The sequence below is a fragment of the Acinetobacter sp. CAU_H_29a_1 genome (assembly GCF_058599505.1).
Window position 1 is genome coordinate 503667 of record NZ_CM178655.1, and the last position, 22200, is coordinate 525866.

Genomic DNA, 22200 nt, shown 5'->3' on the forward strand with positions numbered 1-22200 from the left:
TCTTAGAAATTTACATTTCTCTATTTATAGCGCCATATGCTGTACTTGAGTCATAAGCAGAACTAAGACTGCGCTTTAAAATAAGGCTTTTTGGCTTTGAGCTTTTTATGGAATCGGGTCGGACTGAGCTTTTGTAGCAGTGACTCAGGAACAGGGCAGGCCTCTTTTAGTATCTGTGCCGCTAAAATTTCACTACATAAAGGCGCAAACAAAAAGCCTTTAGAACCCAAGCCCGCAAAGCTATAAATTTCAGTCTGTTCAGACATTTTTCCAAGGACTGGAAAATAGTCCAAACTTTGCGCGCGAACGGATGCACGGCCTTGCCAAGTCGTCACATCAGGAAGTGATTGTGCATAATGTGGAAAGATACTGTGGATAAGCTCGTAGTTATGCACATGGTCTTCAAGTAAAACATCGCTGTCATCTCGATTGGGATAGAAAGATGCACCTAGAATGAATTGTTGAGCATCAAGCTGCATACAGTAGCCGCCATAGCTATAAGCTTGATTGAGGGCTAAAGGTTGCGCAGTATTCTCCACCCAACTGACTTGTCCGCGAATGGGCTTCAGCACAGGATATTGCTCAAAGAAAGCTGCCGTCTGGCGTGCACAACAGACAATCACGTAATCAAATTGACCAAGAGATTGAGCTTGTTCATTGAAAAGTTCATTGTGCTCTGGATGGATTTGAGTAATTTTGGCTTGTACGAACTGAATCAGCGGATGCGCTAAGATTTGATCTCTGAGCTGATGTGGTGAGACAGCGCCAGCTTCAGTTAGATTCAGACTTGGATATTCAGTGATTAACGCAGAATCAGCAGCAGTTTCTGCTGTCAGAAGACCCGCAGGGTATTGTTGTTCGAGATCGAGTAAGTCTTCGGCTTTTTTCAGTGCCAGTTGATGTACTTGAATGGGGCGAAAAGCCTGAAACTTGGGATAGTGCTGTAAAGCATGTTGCCAAGCCAAAGTCATTAAATGCTCATGACTTTGTTCAATTGGACAAAGTTTGGGGTTGAGTAAGGCCAGAGGATTGCCTGAACCTCCTGCAAGTGGCTCAGATTGGTCGTAGAGCGTGACTTGGTGCCCGCGCTCAGCAAAGGCCCATGCACTACTTAAACCTGCAATCCCTGCGCCAATGATAGCAATTTGGCGTTGTTTAAAAGCGTGTAGTACTTGATCAGGTCGATTTTGATTTAATACTGATTGGGTATCGATAGCGTCTGATGTGTTTTCAGGTTCAGCAGCTAACCAGATGGCTTTCAGCATTTCGCGTTTATGCTTATAGCCACGCGGACGTGAAATAGAAATACCATGCTGCGTTAAACCACGTTTGAGCACGCCTGCGACACTAAATGAAGAAAATGTCGTTCCAATACCAGATAGGCGAACGATGTGATTCAGTACTTGCTCTTCCCATATGTCTGGGTTACAGGCAGGTGCGAAACCATCGAGGAACCATGCGTTAACGCGACTGGTTTTTGCCATACTGGGGAAAACATCGTGGGCATCGCCTAACCAAAGGTCAAGGCTGAAACGTTCCTTAGGGAAGCACAGGCGATGACAACCTGCAATCGGGTACGGGTACTGTGCAATTAGTTGATCGGCAATCGGTTTGAGTTCAGGCCAGACATTGAGTGCGCGTATTAGATCCGTTTTAGACAGCGGAAATTTTTCAACTGAAATGGCATGAAGGTGGCTGTGGTTATTTGGGCGCACCTGTTGCCAAAGTTGCCAAAGCGCTAAGATGTTGAGCCCTGTGCCAAAGCCTGTTTCACCAACACTAAAATATTCAAAGGGCTGAAGATTGGACAGACGCTCAGGTAAATCATTGCCATTTAAAAACACATGGCGAGTTTCGAGTAGACCATTGTCCTTGGAAAAATAGACATCGCCAAATTGTTTTGAGACTGGCACATCTATGCCATCAATCTGTTGCCATTCTAAATCGGCAGTTTGAATTGCACGCGACACAACCACAGCACCCTATTGTTTTCAATAGGGCTTAGCTTACCACTGACGACGACGTTTGGTATAAACGTAACTGGCAATTAAGAAACCCAGTAATACACCAACAGCGATGGTTGCTGCGCCGTAGAGGAACATTTGCGCACTGCGTTCGCTTTGTAAGACTTGAACTTGTACACCGAGGCTATCATTTTTGAGTTGTAGCTCTTGGTTTTGCGCCAAAGCATCAAGGTTGGCTTTTTCCAATTGTGCAAGACGTGAAGCTTGGTCTTTGACCAGTGCTTTGACTTTGGCATCTTGCAATGCTTTGTTCTTAGCCAGTTGTTCAGCGGTGAGTGGTTTGGCTTCTTGCGGTTGGCCTGTTGGACTAACTGTGGCCACCGCAGGAATGATTTTCGGCTGAGTTGTACTGCCTTGCACTTGAACAGGTACGGCAGTCGTTGCTGGTACAGCAGGGGCTACACTCGGGGCAGGAGCGGTTTCAACAGCCCACGCCATAGAAGAAAGAAGAGATAAGCCCAATAAGCTTGTGACAACAACGCGCATGACCTTATCCTTGAGGGAATGCTTTATTAAATGGTTTAACATCAATCTGACGATAAACCCCTGCTTTTAAGAAAGGCTCTTCCTGTAACCAGACATCGAGTGCTTCACGTGAGTCAAAGTCAACAATGATTGTACTGCCATAAAAGCCTGCTTGTGGATTGCTTGGATCTTTCGGCATCGCTCCTGCAACAATTAAACGACCTTCATCATCGAGCTTTTGTAAACGAGCAAGATGTTCTGGACGTGTGGCAAGACGTTTTTCGACTGTACCTTCTTGATCGGTACATGTGACGACGAATAGCGGCATAAGAGTTCTCGATGTATGTTCTGGCTAAATTACTCTTCAGAAGATTTAAAGTATTTACGCAATACAATAAACTGAATAATGATAAAGGAAAACATCACGATCATGTCACCAAAAGCCGTGAATTCTCCCCAATATTTTCCGTCCATAAATAAAAATGCGAAAAATACGTGTAAAAAAGACATGAGGGCAAACATAGCAGCCCATGCAAAGTTTAAGTTTTTCCAACCTGCGTCGGTTAAATTGAAGATTGGGCCGAACAAACGTTTGATCAGCGGTTTACGTTCTTTGCCAAAATAAGGAGAAAGTAAGAAAGCACCTGAGAAAATAATGTTCAGCAAGGCCGCTTTAAGTTTGATGTAAAAGTCATCTGACAGCATTAAGGTAACACCGCCGAAAATAACCGTCATAAACAACACAATCCACTGTTGTTTGTCTAAACGGAACTTTTGCATGAAGAACAGTGCGCCGTAAACCATCAGCATCGAAATAATTAAACCTGTGGTGGCTACAAGAATATTATTATTATCGACACCCCCAGCAGAACCAATCAATTGAAGTAATGGGTGATCAGTATTTTTCGGATCTACAGTTTTATATAAATAAAAGAAAATGATCAGCGGCACAAAGTCTAAAAGTGCTTTCATGTTAGAGTATCTAAATCTGTTCAAATAAATAGCTAGTATAAGTGATGGAAGGCGTAGATTTACATACTCACAGCAATATTTCTGATGGCACTTTCACACCGAAGCAATTGGTTGATGCTGCAGCAGAAAAAGGTATTCATACCTTGGCTTTGACAGACCATGACACCATGGATGGCCTTGCTTTAGCAGAGTTGGCTGCAAAGTCGCATGCGATGCGTATTATTTCAGGTGTAGAAATTTCCAGTCAGTGGTCGAGACCCTCGACTAAGAAAAACTATGGCGTGCATGTGGTTGCATTGAATATGCAAGATTTAAAGCCACTACAAAAATGTCTTGAACAGCAAAAACAAATCCGCGCGCGCCGCGCCAAAGAAATTTGTGATTTATTGATTCCACTGATTGGTGAAGATATTTATCTCGATGTTTTGGCGAAAGTTGAACAGATGCCTGACCGTGTGACTCGAACCCATATTGCCAAGACCTTGGTTGAAAAAAAGTATGTGAGTCGTGCGCAACAAGCGTTTGATAAATATATTAAGGAAGGCAAAAAAGCCTACGTGAAATTTGATGGACTGGGCTTAGAAGAAACCATTCAGGTGATTCATGCCAGTGGCGGTTTTGCCGTATTGGCGCATCCGACACGGTATGACTTATCTGCTACGAACATTCGTTATCTGATTGAAATATTTGCGCAGTTTGGTGGGGATGCGGTTGAATTGCCCCCCAATGTTGAACCAACATCTACCCGCCAAATGGTGGATAGGATGATTGCTGAGCACGGTTTAAAAGTATCGGTCGGTAGTGACTTTCATGGCGACAATATGCCGTGGATTAAGTTGGGCAATATTCCCAGAGTTAAAGACGGGCAAGTGGGGATTTGGGAAAGTTTTGTTTAAAGAGTACTGGTCATTCCCACCTTCTCCAAGAGTTATCTAGCATAAGAGAAGGTCAGCGTGCGCTTGATTAGAGTAAGTTATTGTCTTGTGCTTGAATGGGGGGAGGGGTAGGTTTACCTAAAGTTCCAAGCAGTTCAATTTCGATAGTCCGTACCATCGAGTCCAGCGGCAAGTCATTACTTTGCGTTCCGAAAGGTTCTTCAATTTCCGAGCTCAAAGCATCGAGTCCTAAGAAGGTATAGGCCAACACACCAACCAAGAGCGGGGTGAAAATACCCAAGGTTGAGCCTAAGCTAAACGGTAAAATGAGACAGAAAAAATATACCGTACGATTGAGTAATACAGAGTAGGCAAAAGGTAGCGGTGTTGTCGCAATACGATCACAGCCAGTTTGCACCACACTCAAGTCAGCAACGTGCTGATTCAACTGCGCATAGACAATGTCGCTAATTTCACCTTCTTTTAATGCTTGCATCAACTCCCACTGAATCAGACTAAGCGTGTACTGCGGGGCATTGGCTTGTTGATACAGCTGAGTCAGCGCATTTTGACTTAAGCCACTAGTTTCTACCAGTTCTGTTGGATTGGCTGTTTGATGGCGTAAACGGTCACGTAAAACATTGGCAAACACAATCACATGTTGAATCACACGTTCACGCCGACCTTGAGTCAAGATACGACAGTCGCGGTCAAAGTGACGTGAATTGGCAATTAAAATACCCCATAATTTACGCGCTTCCCACCAACGATCATAGCAGGCACTATTTTTAAAGCCGAGGAAAATGGAAAGTACCACCCCAATGAGGGTGAAGCCGACCAAAGGCAGTTCAGGGAAGTGGAAATAGCCGACATAGGACAAAATGCCAATAATGGCAGAGACCAACATGACCACGCCCAAAGGGGGTAAAACTTTGGGAAGAATGGTGCCACGCCATGAAAAAAGCACCTTAAAAATACTGGGCTGATCACGCACAATCATGTGATTAGAATTCTTTTACAATTTTGCTTGATCTTCATATTTGTCACCGTATTTGTCAATCATTTGTCTGCATATTTAAATGGATTGGATCAGACCGTGTTCAGCAAAAGAAAAAGCACCTTCGGGTGATAAAATGAAATGATCAATCAGTTGAATATCCACGAGCTGACTGGCTTGAAGAATGCGCTTGGTCAGTTCGATGTCCGCCGTGGAGGGTTGAGCTTTTCCAAGTGGATGATTATGTGCAATCACGATAAAGGTAGCGTGTTGAGCAATACAGTAACGGAGCAATTGATTGATCGATATTTCACAAGAATTGACTGCGCCAAAAAACAATTTTTTAAAATTTATTTTTCTTAAATGTGCATCCAAGCAGAGCACCGCAAAGACTTCTTGGTTCTCGCCTGAAAATTCATACTGTAAAAACTTGAGCAATTGAGCTGAATGATTGAGTTCCAACTTTTGTTGCTTGAGTTCCTGGCTACTGTAGCGTCGCCCCAATTCTTTGACGGCCATTAATTGTGAATACTTGGTCGGACCAATGCCGTGAAATTGGCTGAGCTCGGGCAGTTCAGCATCAAAAACCGCATTCAGACTGCCAAAATGTTGCAACAAAAGACGTGCCAATTCGACCGCAGAATGTTGCGTTGAACCCGAACGGATGAAAATAGCAAGCAGTTCTGCATCGGAGAGGCTGGCAGGCCCTTGTTGTAATAAGCGTTCACGTGGCCGCTCTTGTTCGGGCCATTTTTTTATGGATAAGTGCATTATTTAATACTTTTTTATTCTTAATCTGAGAAACAGGGCCCAATCGATGATTGGGTACGAGACTATTTAATGCTATTGTGAGCGCCACTGCAACAGAAAGGTAGCCTGTTCGTGAGCTTTGATCTCAGTGTAATTCCAAATAAAAATATCCTTTTAGCTGTTACGGGTGGTATTGCTGCCTATAAAAGTGCCATTTTGGTTCGCCGTTTAAAAGATGCGGGTTTTCAAGTCCGTGTGGTGATGACCGAAGGTGCACAGGCTTTTATTACGCCGCTAACTTTTCAAGCTTTGTCGGGCAACCCTGTCCATACCGCACTTCTCGATCCTGAAGCTGAAGCGGGCATGGGGCATATTGAGCTGGCACGTTGGGCAAACTTACTCTTGGTTGCGCCTGCCAGTTGCAACACCATCGCAAAGTTTGCTGCGGGTTTAGCCGATGATCTGCTTTCTACTTTATATTTAGCCACCAAAGCCCCTGTATGGGTCGCACCAGCCATGAACCAACAAATGTGGGCGGCAAAAGCCACACAGCGTAATTTAGCGACTTTGGTGGAAGATGGCGTGCATGTAATCATGCCAGATGCAGGTGCGCAAGCTTGTGGTGATGTCGGTTTAGGCCGTATGCCTGAGCCTGAGGATTTGGCACATCAAGTGACAGAATACTTCCATAAAGCGCAGCGTGCCATGGCTGAAAAATTTGGGATGCTGGCGGGTAAAAAAGTCACCATTACTGCTGGGCCAACGCGTGAAGCGATTGATCCTGTGCGTTATATTTCCAACCACAGTACAGGGAAAATGGGCTTTGCTATTGCTGCTGCCTGTTATGCGGCAGGAGCCAAAGTGACTTTAATTGCAGGTCCTGTCAGCTTAGACACACCGAACGGTGTACGCCGAATCAATGTTTCATCTGCCATGAAAATGCTGGATACCAGCATGCAAATGTTAGATGAAGGCTGTGATGTGTTTATCGCGACAGCCGCTGTTGCTGATTATCGTGTCGCAGAAGTTGCAGAGCATAAGATTAAGAAAGCAGGGGACGAGCTCAATGTTTCTTTAATCAAAAACCCTGATATTGTGGCGACCATTGCACAGCAAGATAAACGCCCGTTCATGGTGGGTTTCGCAGCAGAAACACGCAATGTCGAGGAGTATGCCGCAGGTAAATTGGTGGCGAAAAAGCTCGATATGATTGCCTGTAATGATGTGTCACGTCCTGATATTGGTTTTGCGTCTGATGAAAATGCGATGACGGTCTTTTTTGCAGAAAGCTATAAAATGGACAAGCGCGATTTGGAAAAAGCATCGAAACAAGAAATTGCTTTGCAGTTGGTTGAAGCGATTCACGATGCTTTACATCGAGACCCTGAAAGTGATGATGATTTTTAATTTACATCGGTCTTAATTTTTGCGATATTCAATGCAGCCTTAGGCTGCATTTTTTTTGCAAACTCATAGGAATAAGAATGAAAACATTATTAAAGGTTGTGCTGTTGAGCAGTGGTTTATGTTTGGCAGGACTTGCACAAGCGTCGGAAGTGCTAGAAGGTGCGATGAAATCTTTGGCGAAAAACTCAAAAGCTTTTGCTCAAGCCAAGACTGCCACAGAGGCGAATACCGCATTAACTGAAATGCAAAAAGCCGCGGCAACTGCCAAGCAAAACAAGCCTGACACTTTGGTGAAACAACCCAAAGACAGTGTTAAAGTGAAACAATATGAACAAAAGTTTGATGCATTAACCCAAGAAATTGAACATGCTCAGCATTTGGTACAGGCAGGGAAACTTGCGGAAGCTAAACAAAGTTCAGCCAAGTTTGAGGCTATTAAGCAGCAAGGCCATAAAGCATTTAAATAATTCAGTACAATAAAAAAGACCGCAAAAGCGGTCTTTTTTATGTATGAAGAGCTTAAAGTTTTAAGCTTGACCTTCAACAGCGGCTGCTTGAGCACGCTGCATATTTGCTTCGAACTCAGCATCAAAGTTAATTGGTGTAAGTAACAATTGTGGGAAACTGCCTTTAGTCACCATATCATTCACCGCTTCACGAAGGAACGGGAACAAGATGTTTGGGCAATATGCACCTAAGATGTACGGAAGACGTTCTTCTTCAACACCATCTACAAGGAAAATACCCGCTTGAGTAACATCGACAATAAACGCCGTGTCGCCTGCATTGTTTGCTTGTACAACCACTTTAAGTGAAACTTCGTAGTGAGTTGGATCAACTTTTTCAGCAGAAGATGATAAGTTGATGTTCAACTCTGGTTGCCATTCTTTGGTAAAAACTTGCGCCCCAGGGACTTCAAAAGAAATATCTTTTGTGTAAATACGTTCTAAAGCAAGTTGTGGTTGAGCTTCACTCATTTTCTAATCCTTAATATGCTGAGCTAATTATGCCAATAGTTGGTCGAGTTTGCCTTCACGCTCTAAAGCATAAAGCTGATCAAAACCACCAATAAATTGGTCATCAATAAAAATTTGTGGAACCGTACGGTGATTGGTGCGTTGCATCAATTCAATGCGGACTTCTGGCGCTTCTTTAGATAAATTAATTTCTTTATATTCAACGCCTTTACGCTCAAGGAGCTGCTTTGCGCGAACGCAATATGGACATACAGTCGTTGAGTAAATAGTGACTTGAGCCATGAGTTTCTCCTTGTGCAAATTATTTAGCTTTAACCAGTGGTAAGCCTTGAGCCTTCCAGTTGCTAATCCCGCCATCTAAACGATAGCTGTCAGTATGTGCAACTTGTTGTAAAGCAGTACCTGCCACTTGGCCTAAATTACAGATGAAGACGAGTGGACGATCTGCAGCTTTTAACTCTTCAGCATGTTTTGTAATTTGGCTGTAGGGAATGTTGCGACTTCCACTGATATGACCTTCACGGAAATCTTTGGCATCACGTAAGTCAATCAACATGGCATTTTTAGCTTTCACTAAAATACCTAAAGATTGTGGTGAAATTTTGCGACCATTGCGTTGTCCTTCAAGTACGAAAAACAAAACAACCAATACCGCAAGTGTTCCAAATAAGAAGGGGTGATTCCCCATAAACTCGAACCAACGTTCCACAAGTCACCTAAATTACAATTCAAAAATTGCTAGAGAGTATAGCTTATAAAATATGGTGATCAAAATCACCGCTTCAAGGGCTAAGGTTGAATAAAAATTAATTTTTTTGCTGAGCTTCAGCAATTTCATCAATCAGACGTAAATAGCTGTCTAAACGGCGCGTTAAAATTTCACCATTTGCCGCAGCTAAGCGTAAAGCACATTGTTTTTCATGTTTATGGGTGCAGTTACGGAACTGACAGTAGCCCAACAAGTTTTCAATTTCAGGAAAGCCACGTTGTACTTTGTCCGCATCTAAGTGCCATAAACCAAACTCACGAATTCCTGGTGAGTCAATCAGCGAAGCGCCTTCGCCAAAACCAATCAAACGGGTAGAGGTCGTGGTGTGCTGCCCTAGGGCTGAGTTTTCAGAAATCACATTGGTTTTCTGTGCAGCGTCTGGCACGATGGCATTAATCAGCGTGCTTTTACCAACGCCAGATTGGCCAACAAAAGCCACAGTTTCATTTTTTAAACGCTGAGTCAGTGCTGTTAAATCACCATCGGCTTGTGTTTGCATCACTTCATAGCCTAAGGCTTGATATTCCGCAATCAACGCTAAAATCGGGTCATTGTCTTTGAGCAAATCGGTTTTGTTCAGCACTAAAAGTGCTGGAATGTTGGCATCGGCACAGGCCACCAAATAACGGTCAATCAGACCTGGTGCTGGCTCAGGCAGTGGCGCAAATACAATCACAATCAGGCTGATATTGGCAGCGACAGGTTTTACTTTATGATAACGGTCTGGACGAGTCAGTAGTGATTGACGTGGCTGTATGGCATTGATGATCCCGAGCCCCGTATTTGGGTCGGCTTGCCATTTGACACGATCACCTGTGACCAGTAGTTCGAGGTTGGTGCGTGTATGACAGCGCCAAATGCTGCCGAGTTCAATTGGTTTCCAAAACGGTTCAGGTTCACCTGCTTGTACCGTCGGTTTGATGGGATGTGGGTCTGGAGTCGTAAGGGCTTGCACTTCAAGCTGACGACCGTAGTGTTGTACCACCAAGCCTTCTAAGTCATTTGAAGTGTCGATATCTTCTTGACGTGTTTGCTGTTGTTTCTGAATGCGGCGTTGTTGCTGTTCAGTTAAACGACGTTTACGAATTAAAGCCATTCATATCCTAAAAAACCATGAATTCAAGATGGCAAAAATAGCACGAAGCAGGGTATCAGTTACAGCATCGAAGCAATTAATTTGCTACTATCATCGTTTTTAAGCCGAATAAGATTGCACATTTATGAGCAGCACCGCTGATACGCGTTTGATTTGGATTGACCTTGAAATGACAGGTCTCGATACTGATAATGACCAAATTATTGAAGTTGCTACAATTGTGACGGATGATAACTTAAATATTTTAGCTGAAGGGCCTGTGCTTGCTGTACATCAGCCAGACCGTGTACTGAATGCAATGGATGAGTGGAACACTCGCCAACATGGTCAATCAGGCTTAATTGAACGTGTACGTCGCAGTAAATTGACTGCGCAAGATGCTGAGCAGCAAACTTTAGAATTTCTAAAGAAATGGGTCAATCCAAAAAGCTCACCAATGTGTGGCAATTCAATCTGCCAAGACCGCCGTTTTTTACACCGTTTAATGCCTGAAATGGAACAGTATTTCCACTACCGTAATTTAGATGTGTCTTCGGTAAAAGAGTTGGCAAAACGCTGGCGTCCAGAAATTATGAGTGGCTTGAAAAAGAATGCTTCACATTTAGCGATGGATGACATTCGTGATTCGATTGCGGAACTGAAGTATTATCGTGAATACTTTTTTATTATGAATAAATAAGTAGTAAAGAAAGAGGCGCTAGCCTCTTTTTTATTGAAATCGAATAGAGCTGAGGGTATTTGTGTAGAAAAAAGAAACACTTTTTTGCTATACAAGTTTAAAACAAGCTTTATGATAAAGTAAATTAATTAAATTATAACAAAGAGTTGAGTTATGCAAAGTAATAACCCTATTTTGAACCGCGTGGAAACACATGCGGACTATAGTCAACCGATGACTGTTCAAGGTGCTATTCAGAAGTCTGTATTACTTACAGTGATTGCGGCTGTGGTCGGTATAGCACTGTTTTTATACTGTTTCATGACCTTAAATATTTCGCTAGCCTATGCTGCAACCTTAGTCGGTGCGATTGGTGGTCTAATTTTAGGCCTGATTGCAACTTTTAAACCAAATACCGCACGTACCCTTGCCATTCCATATGCCTTGTTTGAAGGTGCTTTTTTAGGTGGGGTGTCGGTCATTTTCCAATTGAAATATCCGGGTGTACCTTTACAAGCGCTCTTGGCAACTTTTGTCACCACTTTAGTGATGTTTGGCCTGTATCGTTTTCAAATTATTCGTGCCACTGAAAAATTCAAATCGGTAGTGATGTCGGCATCGATTGCCATCGCGATTGTGTTTGTGGTGCAAATGGTTATGCGTTTGGCTTTTGGTTCAAGCATTCCATTTTTATTTGAAAACAACTTATTAGGCCTAGGTTTTGCCGCTTTTGTTGCAGTGATTGCATCACTGAACTTAATTCTAGATTTTGATTTGATTGAAAGTGCTGCGGCACAACACGCTCCGAAAGCGATGGAATGGCTGTGTGGTATTGCGCTACTAGCAACTTTGGTGTGGATGTACTATTCATTTCTACGCCTACTCAGCATGTTGCGTGGCGACGACTAATCTCCCTAGTTTTAATAAATACGCCCCTTCATTGGGGCGTATTTGTTATTGAATGTTGATGAATTGAAAAAAGGCGCATTATGCAATTTCGGTTTCAACTTAAACTTGGCATTATGCAGATAAATTATTTTGAGTGAGAGTCACATGGCACAAGGACTATTGGCTGGAAAGCGTTTTTTAGTAGCGGGTATTGCAAGTAAATTATCAATTGCATTTGGTATTGCTCAAGCGCTTCACCGTGAAGGTGCGGAACTTGCGTTTACTTATCCAAATGAAAAACTGAAAAAACGTGTAGATGAATTTGCAGCACAATTTGGCTCAACGATTGTTCTACCATGTGATGTGGCTGTCGATGCTGAAATTGAACAAACTTTTGTTGAATTGGCAAAACATTGGGATGGTTTAGACGGTGTGGTGCATTCGATTGGTTTTGCACCTGCGCATACTTTAGATGGTGACTTTACCGATGTAACGGATCGTGATGGTTTTAAAGTGGCACATGACATCAGTGCATATAGCTTTATTGCTATGGCGCGTGCTGCGAAGCCATTACTTTTAGCTCGTCAAGGTTGCTTATTGACCTTGACTTACCAAGGTTCTGAGCGTGTGATGCCAAACTACAACGTGATGGGGATGGCGAAGGCATCATTAGAAGCAGGCGTACGTTACTTGGCTTCTAGTTTGGGTGCAGAAGGGATTCGTGTGAATGCGATTTCAGCAGGCCCAATTCGTACTTTGGCGGCATCTGGTATTAAATCGTTCCGCAAAATGTTAGATGTAAACGAAAAAATTTCACCACTTAAACGTAATGTGACCATTGAAGATGTGGGTAATGCCGCATTATTTCTTTGCTCACCTTGGGCAAATGGTATTACTGGTGAAATCATGTATGTCGATGCAGGTTTCAACACTGTGGGGATGAGCCCAGACTTGATGCTCGATGAGTAATTAGACTGATTCAAGTTATATGATAAAGCCGCTTTTATAGCGGCTTTGTTTTCAAAATGGTAGCGAGACTCTAAAAATTATAGCAATATGTTAAGCTCCTAATATTGTTGCTTTAAAGTTAATTTAATTTGTTGTTTTATAAAATAAAAATTTATTAAAACTAAAGAGCTGAAACGTTGATAATCATTTTCAAAAGATTTAAAATTTGATTGAGTTTACAAGAAAAATGTCAACTCATATACTTCATCTAGAGATAGCGCATGGTCACTCTACACACTGAAACACCTTTAGCAAAGGCTATTTTTGAACTATTCAATGATTTGGCTCAATTAATCAAAGACAATCACAGAGACTTAGTTGCTGGTTCAATAACTGCTTATATATTTGGAGGTTGTGCAGTTCACTTGTATACAAATGCACGTGGAAGTAATGATTTAGATGCAGAATTAATCGCTGCAAACAAACTTGATATCAACAGCATAATTTTAGAGCTTGATCCTGTCTATTTTGATGATCCAGAGGCAGGTGAGTCAAGCCTAGATTTTGATATAAATTTTAATATTGGTTTGCCATCCTTAGGTCCTGATTACAAAGAAAATGCTATACCTTTAGTAAGTGAGGACAGTGTATTACATATATTCTTAGTGAGTGCGGTTGATATTGCTGTATCTAAGCTATCTAGATTGGCGGAAGATGATTTAAAAGATATTATTTCACTTTATAAAGCAGAACGTTTTAGTTTAGAAGACTTTCAACGTGTAGCAAGAGATGCTGTGTATTACAGTCCTACGCCTGATAGTTTGCAAAAGAACGTAGACTATGCTATAAGATGCATAGAGGAAGTATGATTATTAATCATCGTAGGTTTGTAACAATGAAACGTACACAAGAAGTTTTTGATAGATTGGTCAGTAGTGAGTTCAGTTTAGTATCTTTTGAAGATGTCAAGACTGTTGCTTTAGCTATGTGGCATGAAAATTTCGTACCTCAAGTGAAACATTTATCTGAATTCTCTGCAAAAGCTGCTGGTTATATAGTAGATAAATTAATGCGCTTTAATTGTGTTTCTCAAGAGCTTAAAGCAAAACTACGAAATGTACTGACAGAACTTAAAGCGAAGTTTAGTTTCACACCAGTTAAAGTCAAAAATTGTGATAAGTTGGCTCAAAACTGGGGGTTAGCAGAAGACCTGAAACAACAAGTTCGAGAACTTCTCGAATATCAAACGAGACACTATAAACATACTTAAGCAATAAATTAAAGCACCTTATGAGGTGCTTTTTTATTTATGCATATATTACTGCGACTATACAACAATTTATAGCTAAAAATTTTAATGTGATACTCAATTTAATAATTAACTATATTTATAAACATATCGAAAAATATACCTAATCATTTGTCATCTAATATTTTATATGCTAATAAATCCTAGTTTTTGTTGAATTAAAATTCTAAAGATAAAGTCAATAAGCATATAATTTTGAGCTTTCGGGGTAGGTTAAAGCGTGAAAAAAATAACTGTTGTTTTTGGATTAGTCACTCTTCTTTCACTTCAAGGTTGTGCCGCGGTGATGGCGAGTAACCAGCCGCATAAAAAGAATTTGACAGTTTTAGAGGTTGGAAAACACCGTAATTATGTGATTTCTGAATTGGGTGCACCAGTCACCTCAGAAAACGTCAATGGAGAACATAAAGAGATTTATACTTTCCAACAGGGCTACTCAAAAGCAGCCAGAATCAGCCGTACGTTATGGCACACGACTGCGGATATTGCCTCGATTGGTCTATGGGAAGTGATTGGCTCTCCAGCCGAGATGTATTTCGATGGTCAGCAACTTTCGTATGAAGTTGTTTTTGATGATCAGGACAATATTAAATGTATTCACCAGATCCAGAATAATCCAGATCTGGTGAAAGAATAAGAGAACAAAACAATAGCGCGAGGACTATTGTTTTGCTAGTTCTTTTACAGGACTTCCACCCAAGGCTTGCATCAACGTCACATAGGCGTTGTATTGGCTTTGTTTGGTATTGACCAACGTTAAGCGCGCAGTGCGCGTGGTTTCTTGTTGATCCAAAAAAGTTTTTAAAGCCACAGCTCCATAGCGATAACGCACTTGGGTCAACCGTTCCACTTTCTCAGCAAGTTCTAAATTACGCTGTTGCAATTGTACTTGTTGGCTCAACTCAGTTCGCGCAGACAGGGCATTTTCCACATCGGCAAAAGCTTGGTACAAGGTTTGACGATATTGCACGATGGCTTTTTCATAGTCTAATTGACTAATCGCAAGGTCACGTTTCATGTCGTTATATTGCAAGAACGGCAGACTTAAACTTGCACCTAAGGTTAGGGCTGGGTTCTTCAGCAGTTGGGTGAGTGAGGTACTGCTTGAACCAAGATTCCCAGTCAAACTGATCGAAGGATAATAGCTCGCCGTGGTGGCATCTTTGGTCGCTAAGCTTTCACGTAAACGAAGCTCAGCCGCTTTTAAGTCTGGACGGCGCGACAAGATGTCGGCAGGTAAACCCGCAACAATACTAGGCAAAGCTAATTGTGGTAAACGCTGAGGTTCATCAATACTTAACTGCTGTACAGGCATATGGAGTAACACTGCAATTGCGGTACGGGTCTCGACCAGACTTTGCTGAATTTGACTCAGATTGGCTTTTTGACTTTGTACTGACTGTTCAGCTTGGGTTAAGTCCAGTCCTGATACAGCCCCAGCTTGATACTGAACTTTAACCAGATCGTAGAGTTTTTGTGAGGTGGCAAGACTTTGCTCGGCAGTTGTACGGCTTTCATTATAATAGGCCAACTGCCAATATAGCTTCGCCGTGGTACCAATTAAGCTTTGAGCAGTGGCTTGTAAATCTTGCTCAGTTGCCAGTGCTTCCCATCTCTTTGCTTCAGTTTGACGGGCCAATTTACCAAATAAATCGACTTCATAACTTAAGCCAGCACCCAAAGACAGACCACTTGAGCTGTCATTGCCTGAGTTTAAGTCAAACTGATGGCCTGTAGACACCGTAGAGTTCACTCGTGGCTTTTGCTGATTCTCAGCCAGTTCTGCTTGTAAGCGCGCTTGCTTTAAGGTCATCCCTGCAACGGCCAAATCAGCATTTTTTGCTAGCACGGCATCGACCAGTTGATTGAGTTGTGCATCACCAAATAACGTCCACCATTGATCGGCATACAAGGCTTGTTGACGTTGTTGCGATGTTGCTTTGTCGTATTGAAACTGAGTCGGCGTCTGTACTGCTGGTGCTTGATAAGGTGTTTTAACCACAGCTGCACAGCCAACCAACGTGCTGCCAAGCAGCATCACGGTACAAAGGCGCGTTAATAAAAAAGGCATATTTTTTCCTTATTCTCTGGCAAGTGCTGCAACAGGGTCGAGTTTGGCTGCATTTTTTGCAGGCAAGAAACCAAACACCACACCAATTAAAGTCGAGCATACAAATGCGGCGATAATAGACGTGGTTGAGTAAGCAACCCCGAAATTACCCCCAGCAAATTTTTGAATGATTTGTCCTAGACCCAGAGAGAGCAACACGCCTAAAACCCCACCAATCAGGCAGACTAAGATGGCTTCAATCAGGAACTGCTGCAAAATATCACTTTGACGCGCACCCACTGCCATCCGAACCCCAATTTCTTGCGTCCGTTCGGTCACTGAAACCAACATAATATTCATTACACCGATACCACCTACCACCAAAGAAATCACGGCAATTGCGGAAACCAGCAGAGTCATGGTACTGGTGGTCTTTTCAATGGTTTGGCGAATACTGTCACTGTTCATGGTGAACACATCTTGTTGACCATGACGCAAGGTGAGTAAGTTCACAATTGCGTTTTCAGCCGCGCTGGTGGAGTACTTATCGTTGATTTGCACCACGATATTACGCACATTACTTTGACCGAGCATACGACTCATGACCGTAGTGTAGGGCATATATACATTCAAAGTATCATCGGAACCCATAGCACTGGTTTGTGGTTCGACTACACCAATAATTCGTGCAGGAACACTGCCCAAAAGTACAACTTGCCCAATCGGACTGCTACCATCACTAAAAAACTGTTTTTGTGTATTGGTGTCAATGACCACGTCTTGGGTGCGGTCGCGGACACTTCGCTGGTCAAAGGTTTGTCCATTTTTGAAGGTCAGGCCTTTCACTGTGAAATAATCGCCACCGACACCATTAATGGTGGCATTGGCTTCACTTTGTTGATAGCGAATCGTTTTGGATGAACTCACCATGGGACTAACCGCACTCACATACGGTTGGGTGGCGAGCGCTTCAGCATCGGCAGGAACAAGAGTTTTAAAGTTGGCCGTTTTGGAGTTGTCACCAAAACCGCGACCTTGGAACACCGTAATAGTGTTGGTACCTAAACTACTGATGTTACTTAAAATCTGCTGTTGTGATCCATTTCCTAAGGCGACTACCGTTACGACCGAGGCAATCCCAATAATAATGCCGAGCATGGTCAAAAAGGTTCGCATGCGGTGTGCATTCATGGACAAAAGTGCCATACGGAAGGCTTCACCTAAACGGTCGAGTAGGGAGCGCCATGCAGAGACACTTTTATTTTTTTCTTGCTGGGCAGAAATCGCAGTTTCTGCATCAGGGTCGCTGTGTAGTTCAGTGTCATGCTCAGGTTGATTGACACGGTCTGCAATGATTTTCCCATCACTGATCTCGATAATCCGTGAGGCATTTTTCGCCACTTGCATATCGTGGGTGACCAAAATAATGGTATGGCCTGCGGCATTTAACTCACGCAAAATCCGCATCACTTCCACGCCACTATGCGAGTCTAGGGCACCTGTCGGTTCGTCAGCGAGAATGACATCACCGCCATTCATCAAGGCACGTGCAATCGAGACACGTTGTTGCTGCCCGCCAGATAGTTGACTTGGTCGGTTTTGAGTTTTATTACCCAATCCCAATTCTGTCAGTAAAGCAGTGGCACGTTGTTTACGCGCATATGGTGTTGCCCCTGCATAAACCGCAGGGACTTCAACATTACCTTCTGCGGTTAAGTCGCCTAAAAGGTGGTAACGCTGGAAAATAAAACCAAAATACTCACGACGTAATTCGGCCAACTGATCCGGTTCGAGTTTACCAGTTTCGCGACCATTGACCTGATAACTTCCTGAGGTTGGGCGGTCGAGACAGCCTAAAATATTCATCAGGGTCGATTTACCTGAACCTGACTGGCCGACAATGGCAACCAATTCACCTTCGTAAATGGTCAGATCAATGCCTTTGAGAATTTGGACAGTACTTTCGCCAGCTGGAAACTCTCGCACCAAATTACTGACTTTAAGCAAGGCTTTTTTGGTCATGCTTACATTCCCATTGGTGGACTGTTACGACGGCGGTTGCTGCTATTGGCAGAAGCCGCAGAGTTCTCCGAACTGTCTGCAATCACCACTTGATCGCCTTCTTTTAAGCCTGCAAGCACTTGTGCATTGACGCGGTTATTGATCCCCACCAAAATTTGTTTGGGTTGAGCTGAGCCGTCCGTTTGTAAGACACGAACCACGCTCAGCGTAGCTTTGCCTTCTTTAACCAATTGTTGTTGTGCTGCATTTAAATTTAGACGTTCAAGACGAGGACCTTGTGGACGGTCTGAGTCTGATTTGCTTTGTGTCGATGACGCTGCTTGCGTGTTTGAACCACTGTTACGCTTTGCATTTGCAGGGCGAGTGGAAATCGCAGAAGAAGGGACTAATAACGCATTTTTTGCAGAATCGAGCACGATGTAGACTTGTGCAGTCATATCAATACGTAGCTTGCCGTCATGGTTGGGTACATCAAACAGCGCATTGTAGTAAATTGCGGTGCTGGTTGATGTGCTGGTGGTACTTTCATCGGTAATCGAGTCTGGCGCGGGCTCAACTTGACGTAGGCTAGCATAGCGCTTGCTGTCATCACCTAAAGTGGTGAAATACACCTGTTGGCCTTTTTCAACTTTCATGATGTCCGCTTCACTGACCTGCGCCTTAATGGTCATGTTTTGCAATTTTGCAATTTTAACAATGGTCGGCGCACTTTGATTGGCGTTTACAGTTTGACCTTCCTCAGTCACGATCGCCACCACAGTACCATCAGTCGGTGCCACAATGCGGGTATAACCGATATTGGTTTGTGCCGTCGATTTAGTCACCTTTGCAGATTCAATCTGTGCATCAATCGCTTTAATTTGTGCTTGTGCTGTTTTATAGCTGGCCTCAGCCGATTCTAATTCTGCTTTTGATGTAGCATCTTGTGCATACATTTGTTGTTGACGTTTATATGCCAGTTGCGCCTCATTAAGACTGGCTTCTTGTTGTAGACGCTGTGCTTGCAAATTTTTAATGTTGGCTTCTGCTGTTTTAAAGCTGTTTTCTTGGGTGGTTGAATCAATTTGCGCAATCAATTGACCTTGTTTAACTTCATCACCCAGTTGCACATACATTTTCTGTACTTGACCTGAGACCTGTGCGCCGACACTCACCAGTTTGGTTGCATCTAAAGTACCTGTCGCCAATACCGTATTTTCAAGATCACCACGAGTGACAGATTCGCTAATATATTGTGGTTGTTCTTGTTTTGGTTTGAAATATGTCCACGCGACATAAGCAAGTACGGCAACACATATAGTCAACACGTCAAAAAACCAATACAATACTGATATGAGTTATCCAATACATTTTAGAAAAAAAATATTAGCCAAGCTTGAAGAAGGTCAATCTATCCGAGCGGTTGCTCAGCACTTCGAAATTAATAAAAATACAATTGTCGAATGGAAAAAGCGAATCGAAATAAAAAGAACTCGACCAAGAAAACCATCTAAAGTTGATGATGATGCCTTACGTGCAGATGTTGAGCAATATCCCGATGATTATCAATATGAACGCGCTGCTCGTTTTGGTTGTGCTACTTCTACAATTGGAGATGCGCTCAAGCGTCTAAATATTACAGTTAAAAAAAGACCTTACGGCACCCGAAAGCAAAAACAGAACTCAGAGAGCAGTATTTAAAAGATTTAAACCGATTAAGGTATCAACACCCGATCATCTATCTTGATGAAAGTGGATTTAAATCTCATGAACATAGACCTCATGGTTATTCAAAACAGGGAACTCCTTGTTATGGAACATATAATTGGCAATTAAAAAATCAAACCAATGCAATAGGAGCAATCCATGAGGGTAAGTTATTTGCAGTGGGTTTATTTGATAGCAAAGTAAATTCGGATGTATTTTATTTTTGGGTAGATCAGTTTTTATTACCAGAACTACCCTCGAATAGTGTAATTGTCATGGACAATGCAGCCTTCCATAAACGACCAGATATACAAGATCTATTAAGCCAACATGGGCATCAAATACTTTGGTTACCACCTTATAGTCCTGACCTTAATCCTATTGAAAAAATGTGGGCATGGGTGAAAGCAAAAAGGAAAAAATGGTTGGTTAACTCAATAGATAAGCTTTTTAGTCGTTTCTTTAACGAGTGTATGGGTAATTAAGCGGTTTGACTATAGTACCGCGATAACCATTTTGACAGCTTTTATTTTTTGCATTGGAATCAGGGAGTAAACAGAATTGCAGATAGTATAAAAGCGAAATACGGATAAATCGTGAATTTTTTGAACAAATAGAAATGATTATTATTTTAAAAAGACTCGTTGCGGTAATTTAAGCGGGAAAGAGTGACTTTCCACACAGCGTTGCAATGGCTTGCATCACGACATGTTCAGCATTTTCATGCCCCAAACCTTTAATCGAAGCATCAATGCGAAGCAGGAGACTGGGCCACGTTAAAAAGCACTGCGGGTTCAGTCGACGTAAGGCGTGTTGATAGACGCTGACTTTATTCTTCCAAATCCCCAGTTGCAGTGCATTTTGCGGTTGCTCAAACAGTTGCATGAGTAAACGCATTTCTTTACTGATGCTCCACAAAATCAAACTGAGGGGTTCACCGGAGGCAATCAGGTATTGGTAAATTTTAATGGACTGTGCCAAATTGCCTTCGAGCAGAGCATCACTCAAATCGAAAGTACTATAGCGGGACTGGTCTTGTAAGCAGGTATGTAAATGATCAATCTGAATCAGCTCAACCTCGGCAAAGGTGTCGCTGACACGCATTAAGCTATTTTTAGCTGCGAGTAAGTTGTGTTCATGGTGTTGTTCTAACCACTGCCATGCATCCTGACTCAGTTTAACCCCAAGCTTATCTGCTTCAATGCTTAAAATCTGCTGACGGTCACGCGGATAATTCGCGGTCAGGGCAACATGCACTCCATTGGCTTCAACCGTTTGGAAAAAGCCCGTTTTTAGGCTGGCGCTGTCCTGTTTTGGCATCACCACCAAAAGCAAGTTTTGTTCATTGCTTTGGATATAGCTTTTTAGCAACTTTAAAGCGTTAGCATCGGGCTTAATATTGCCATGAACTTCAATGGCAAGCTGACTTGAAAATAAGGACAAGCTGTTGAGTGCATTAAAGACATTTTTCCAGTCATTGACATTGCTGATGTCATGCCGTTGTCGTTCAATTTCTTGCTTTTGCCAACTTGCTCGAAATGCATCCAGTAAATTTTGCTCAAGCAATGGTTCTTGACCTTGCATAATCCACGCGCCGCGAGCTTCATCGACACGTTTTAGGGCCTGCAAATAGTCAAGTTTCATTGTTAAACCTTACTGCTGTGCTGGTGGTAGGCGGTTCGAAGAAATCTGACGCACAATTTGCTGCGCGACATCATCCACGATGACTTGATTCAAATAGTTTTTCTCTTGGTCATCGGTGTTGACGGTTTCAACGTTGTATTGATAACTACGCGTTGCAACTACGGTGCGTGGTTCAGTGATTGGACGGCCTTGTGCGTCTTCAATACGGAAGGTGACATTGAGGCGTAGTAATACTTCAATCAGTTTACCATTCAGCTCTAAACGCTGTGGTTTATAGTCTAGCACGCGAAGCACATAGGCATCTGATCCACTGCTCAGCTGTACACCCGACGCACCTAAATAAATGGCCAATTTTTCATGCAGTTCATCGGTGTTCTTCGGAAGCACCAAATTCATTTTTGAATAAGCAATCGGTGTTGCGCTTGGATTGGTGCCTTTTAAATGAAAGCCACACCCGACCAAGCCAGCACTTAGGCCACAAGTTAAAACAATAGCTGCCAAACGTTTGCCTAAATGCATGTGTTGTCCTCTGTTTGCTCTTTTTGATAAAAGAAAAATAATATGTCGTGATTGTATGTGCAAAGCCCGTTGACTGGCAACGGGCTTTGTTTGGGTTTTGTTTAGAAATCCCTCCCGACCTCCCTTTGAAAAGGGAGGAGTTCC

The 22200-nt window shown here is 42.7% G+C and carries 25 protein-coding genes and 1 pseudogene; 11 read left to right on the forward strand and 15 right to left on the reverse strand.

All coding sequences use genetic code 11. The annotated features are described in order from the left end of the window. Nucleotides 1-62: 62 nt before the first annotated feature. Genes mnmC through AC4MDD_RS02555 form a run of 4 tightly spaced genes read right to left on the reverse strand, consistent with a single transcriptional unit; the run spans nucleotide 63 to nucleotide 3461 of the window. The gene (gene mnmC, locus AC4MDD_RS02540) at nucleotides 63-1976 is read right to left on the reverse strand and encodes a bifunctional tRNA (5-methylaminomethyl-2-thiouridine)(34)-methyltransferase MnmC2/FAD-dependent 5-carboxymethylaminomethyl-2-thiouridine(34) oxidoreductase MnmC1 (RefSeq protein WP_491882246.1); all 1914 of its coding nucleotides are present in this window, start codon (nucleotides 1974-1976) and stop codon (nucleotides 63-65) included. A gap of 30 nt (nucleotides 1977-2006) precedes the next feature. Beyond that, nucleotides 2007-2510, reverse strand: coding sequence for an SH3 domain-containing protein (locus AC4MDD_RS02545; protein WP_491882247.1), 504 nt, complete (start codon nucleotides 2508-2510; stop codon nucleotides 2007-2009). 4 nt (nucleotides 2511-2514) lie between these two features. Next, the gene (locus tag AC4MDD_RS02550; RefSeq protein WP_178928810.1) at nucleotides 2515-2817 is read right to left on the reverse strand and encodes a YciI family protein; all 303 of its coding nucleotides are present in this window, start codon (nucleotides 2815-2817) and stop codon (nucleotides 2515-2517) included. A 29-nt stretch (nucleotides 2818-2846) separates the two neighbouring features. After that, nucleotides 2847-3461 (reverse strand): septation protein IspZ, encoded by a 615-nt coding sequence (locus AC4MDD_RS02555; RefSeq protein WP_086210480.1) that lies wholly within the window; start codon nucleotides 3459-3461, stop codon nucleotides 2847-2849. Between the two features lie 44 nt (nucleotides 3462-3505). Here AC4MDD_RS02555 and AC4MDD_RS02560 point away from each other — a divergent pair, with 44 nt between their 5' ends. Then, complete coding sequence (locus AC4MDD_RS02560; protein ID WP_491882248.1) at nucleotides 3506-4357, forward strand: PHP domain-containing protein; 852 nt, start codon at nucleotides 3506-3508, stop codon at nucleotides 4355-4357. Between the two features lie 67 nt (nucleotides 4358-4424). Here the strand turns inward: AC4MDD_RS02560 and AC4MDD_RS02565 are convergent, their stop codons facing one another. Both AC4MDD_RS02565 and radC read right to left on the reverse strand, forming a co-directional pair. Then, entirely contained in the window at nucleotides 4425-5336 is a 912-nt protein-coding gene (locus AC4MDD_RS02565; protein ID WP_004983451.1) for a bestrophin family protein, read from the reverse strand. A gap of 75 nt (nucleotides 5337-5411) precedes the next feature. After that, entirely contained in the window at nucleotides 5412-6104 is a 693-nt protein-coding gene (radC, locus tag AC4MDD_RS02570) for a RadC family protein (RefSeq protein WP_205667588.1), read from the reverse strand. Nucleotides 6105-6215: 111 nt separating this feature from the next. On the opposite strand from radC, the gene coaBC reads away from it, so the two are divergent. Further along, entirely contained in the window at nucleotides 6216-7490 is a 1275-nt protein-coding gene (gene coaBC, locus AC4MDD_RS02575) for a bifunctional phosphopantothenoylcysteine decarboxylase/phosphopantothenate--cysteine ligase CoaBC (RefSeq protein WP_491882249.1), read from the forward strand. 77 nt (nucleotides 7491-7567) lie between these two features. Next, nucleotides 7568-7957, forward strand: a complete 390-nt coding sequence (locus AC4MDD_RS02580; RefSeq protein WP_004697630.1) for a cytochrome b562 — start codon at nucleotides 7568-7570, stop codon at nucleotides 7955-7957. Between the two features lie 60 nt (nucleotides 7958-8017). On the opposite strand, the gene secB is transcribed toward AC4MDD_RS02580, so the two are convergent. The 4 genes from secB to rsgA form a co-directional block, all read right to left on the reverse strand. After that, nucleotides 8018-8467, reverse strand: coding sequence for a protein-export chaperone SecB (gene secB / locus AC4MDD_RS02585; RefSeq protein ID WP_004697631.1), 450 nt, complete (start codon nucleotides 8465-8467; stop codon nucleotides 8018-8020). A gap of 27 nt (nucleotides 8468-8494) precedes the next feature. Then, nucleotides 8495-8749 (reverse strand): glutaredoxin 3, encoded by a 255-nt coding sequence (grxC, locus tag AC4MDD_RS02590; protein WP_004697632.1) that lies wholly within the window; start codon nucleotides 8747-8749, stop codon nucleotides 8495-8497. A 19-nt stretch (nucleotides 8750-8768) separates the two neighbouring features. Further along, nucleotides 8769-9176 (reverse strand): rhodanese-like domain-containing protein, encoded by a 408-nt coding sequence (locus AC4MDD_RS02595; protein ID WP_004697633.1) that lies wholly within the window; start codon nucleotides 9174-9176, stop codon nucleotides 8769-8771. Between the two features lie 97 nt (nucleotides 9177-9273). After that, nucleotides 9274-10332, reverse strand: coding sequence for a ribosome small subunit-dependent GTPase A (gene rsgA, locus AC4MDD_RS02600; RefSeq protein WP_004983468.1), 1059 nt, complete (start codon nucleotides 10330-10332; stop codon nucleotides 9274-9276). Between the two features lie 124 nt (nucleotides 10333-10456). Between rsgA and orn the strand changes: the two genes are divergently transcribed. The 6 genes from orn (at nucleotide 10457) to AC4MDD_RS02630 (ending at nucleotide 14772) form a co-directional block, all read left to right on the forward strand. Then, complete coding sequence (gene orn / locus AC4MDD_RS02605) at nucleotides 10457-11011, forward strand: oligoribonuclease (RefSeq protein WP_004697635.1); 555 nt, start codon at nucleotides 10457-10459, stop codon at nucleotides 11009-11011. 153 nt (nucleotides 11012-11164) lie between these two features. After that, on the forward strand, nucleotides 11165-11899 hold the full coding sequence (locus AC4MDD_RS02610) for a Bax inhibitor-1/YccA family protein (RefSeq protein WP_058952676.1): 735 nt from the start codon (nucleotides 11165-11167) through the stop codon (nucleotides 11897-11899). A 144-nt stretch (nucleotides 11900-12043) separates the two neighbouring features. Further along, nucleotides 12044-12847, forward strand: a complete 804-nt coding sequence (locus AC4MDD_RS02615) for an enoyl-ACP reductase FabI (protein WP_491882250.1) — start codon at nucleotides 12044-12046, stop codon at nucleotides 12845-12847. 260 nt (nucleotides 12848-13107) lie between these two features. Further along, a complete protein-coding gene (locus AC4MDD_RS02620) occupies nucleotides 13108-13695 on the forward strand; it encodes a DUF6036 family nucleotidyltransferase (protein WP_004983475.1) in 588 nt (195 codons plus the stop codon). Nucleotides 13696-13721: 26 nt separating this feature from the next. Further along, entirely contained in the window at nucleotides 13722-14096 is a 375-nt protein-coding gene (locus AC4MDD_RS02625; RefSeq protein WP_212749327.1) for a hypothetical protein, read from the forward strand. A gap of 259 nt (nucleotides 14097-14355) precedes the next feature. Beyond that, nucleotides 14356-14772: a hypothetical protein gene (locus AC4MDD_RS02630; protein ID WP_491882251.1), complete on the forward strand. Its 417-nt coding sequence runs from the start codon at nucleotides 14356-14358 to the stop codon at nucleotides 14770-14772. A 24-nt stretch (nucleotides 14773-14796) separates the two neighbouring features. Here the strand turns inward: AC4MDD_RS02630 and AC4MDD_RS02635 are convergent, their stop codons facing one another. From AC4MDD_RS02635 to AC4MDD_RS02645, 3 genes are read right to left on the reverse strand one after another with little or no spacing between them, the layout of a single operon-like run. After that, nucleotides 14797-16206, reverse strand: a complete 1410-nt coding sequence (locus AC4MDD_RS02635; RefSeq protein WP_491882252.1) for an efflux transporter outer membrane subunit — start codon at nucleotides 16204-16206, stop codon at nucleotides 14797-14799. 9 nt (nucleotides 16207-16215) lie between these two features. Further along, nucleotides 16216-18207: a MacB family efflux pump subunit gene (locus tag AC4MDD_RS02640; RefSeq protein ID WP_491882253.1), complete on the reverse strand. Its 1992-nt coding sequence runs from the start codon at nucleotides 18205-18207 to the stop codon at nucleotides 16216-16218. Between the two features lie 2 nt (nucleotides 18208-18209). Then, nucleotides 18210-19514, reverse strand: coding sequence for a MacA family efflux pump subunit (locus AC4MDD_RS02645; RefSeq protein ID WP_491882254.1), 1305 nt, complete (start codon nucleotides 19512-19514; stop codon nucleotides 18210-18212). Between the two features lie 25 nt (nucleotides 19515-19539). On the opposite strand from AC4MDD_RS02645, the gene AC4MDD_RS02650 reads away from it, so the two are divergent. Further along, nucleotides 19540-19887, forward strand: coding sequence for an IS630 transposase-related protein (locus AC4MDD_RS02650; protein WP_039890557.1), 348 nt, complete (start codon nucleotides 19540-19542; stop codon nucleotides 19885-19887). 17 nt (nucleotides 19888-19904) lie between these two features. After that, a pseudogene (locus AC4MDD_RS02655) lies at nucleotides 19905-20378 on the forward strand (IS630 family transposase); the annotation flags it as partial. A 169-nt stretch (nucleotides 20379-20547) separates the two neighbouring features. Here the strand turns inward: AC4MDD_RS02655 and holA are convergent. Both holA and AC4MDD_RS02665 read right to left on the reverse strand, forming a co-directional pair. Beyond that, complete coding sequence (gene holA, locus AC4MDD_RS02660) at nucleotides 20548-21537, reverse strand: DNA polymerase III subunit delta (RefSeq protein WP_491882255.1); 990 nt, start codon at nucleotides 21535-21537, stop codon at nucleotides 20548-20550. Between the two features lie 9 nt (nucleotides 21538-21546). Further along, entirely contained in the window at nucleotides 21547-22056 is a 510-nt protein-coding gene (locus AC4MDD_RS02665) for an LPS-assembly lipoprotein LptE (protein ID WP_058870310.1), read from the reverse strand. Between the last annotated feature and the right edge of the window lie 144 nt (nucleotides 22057-22200).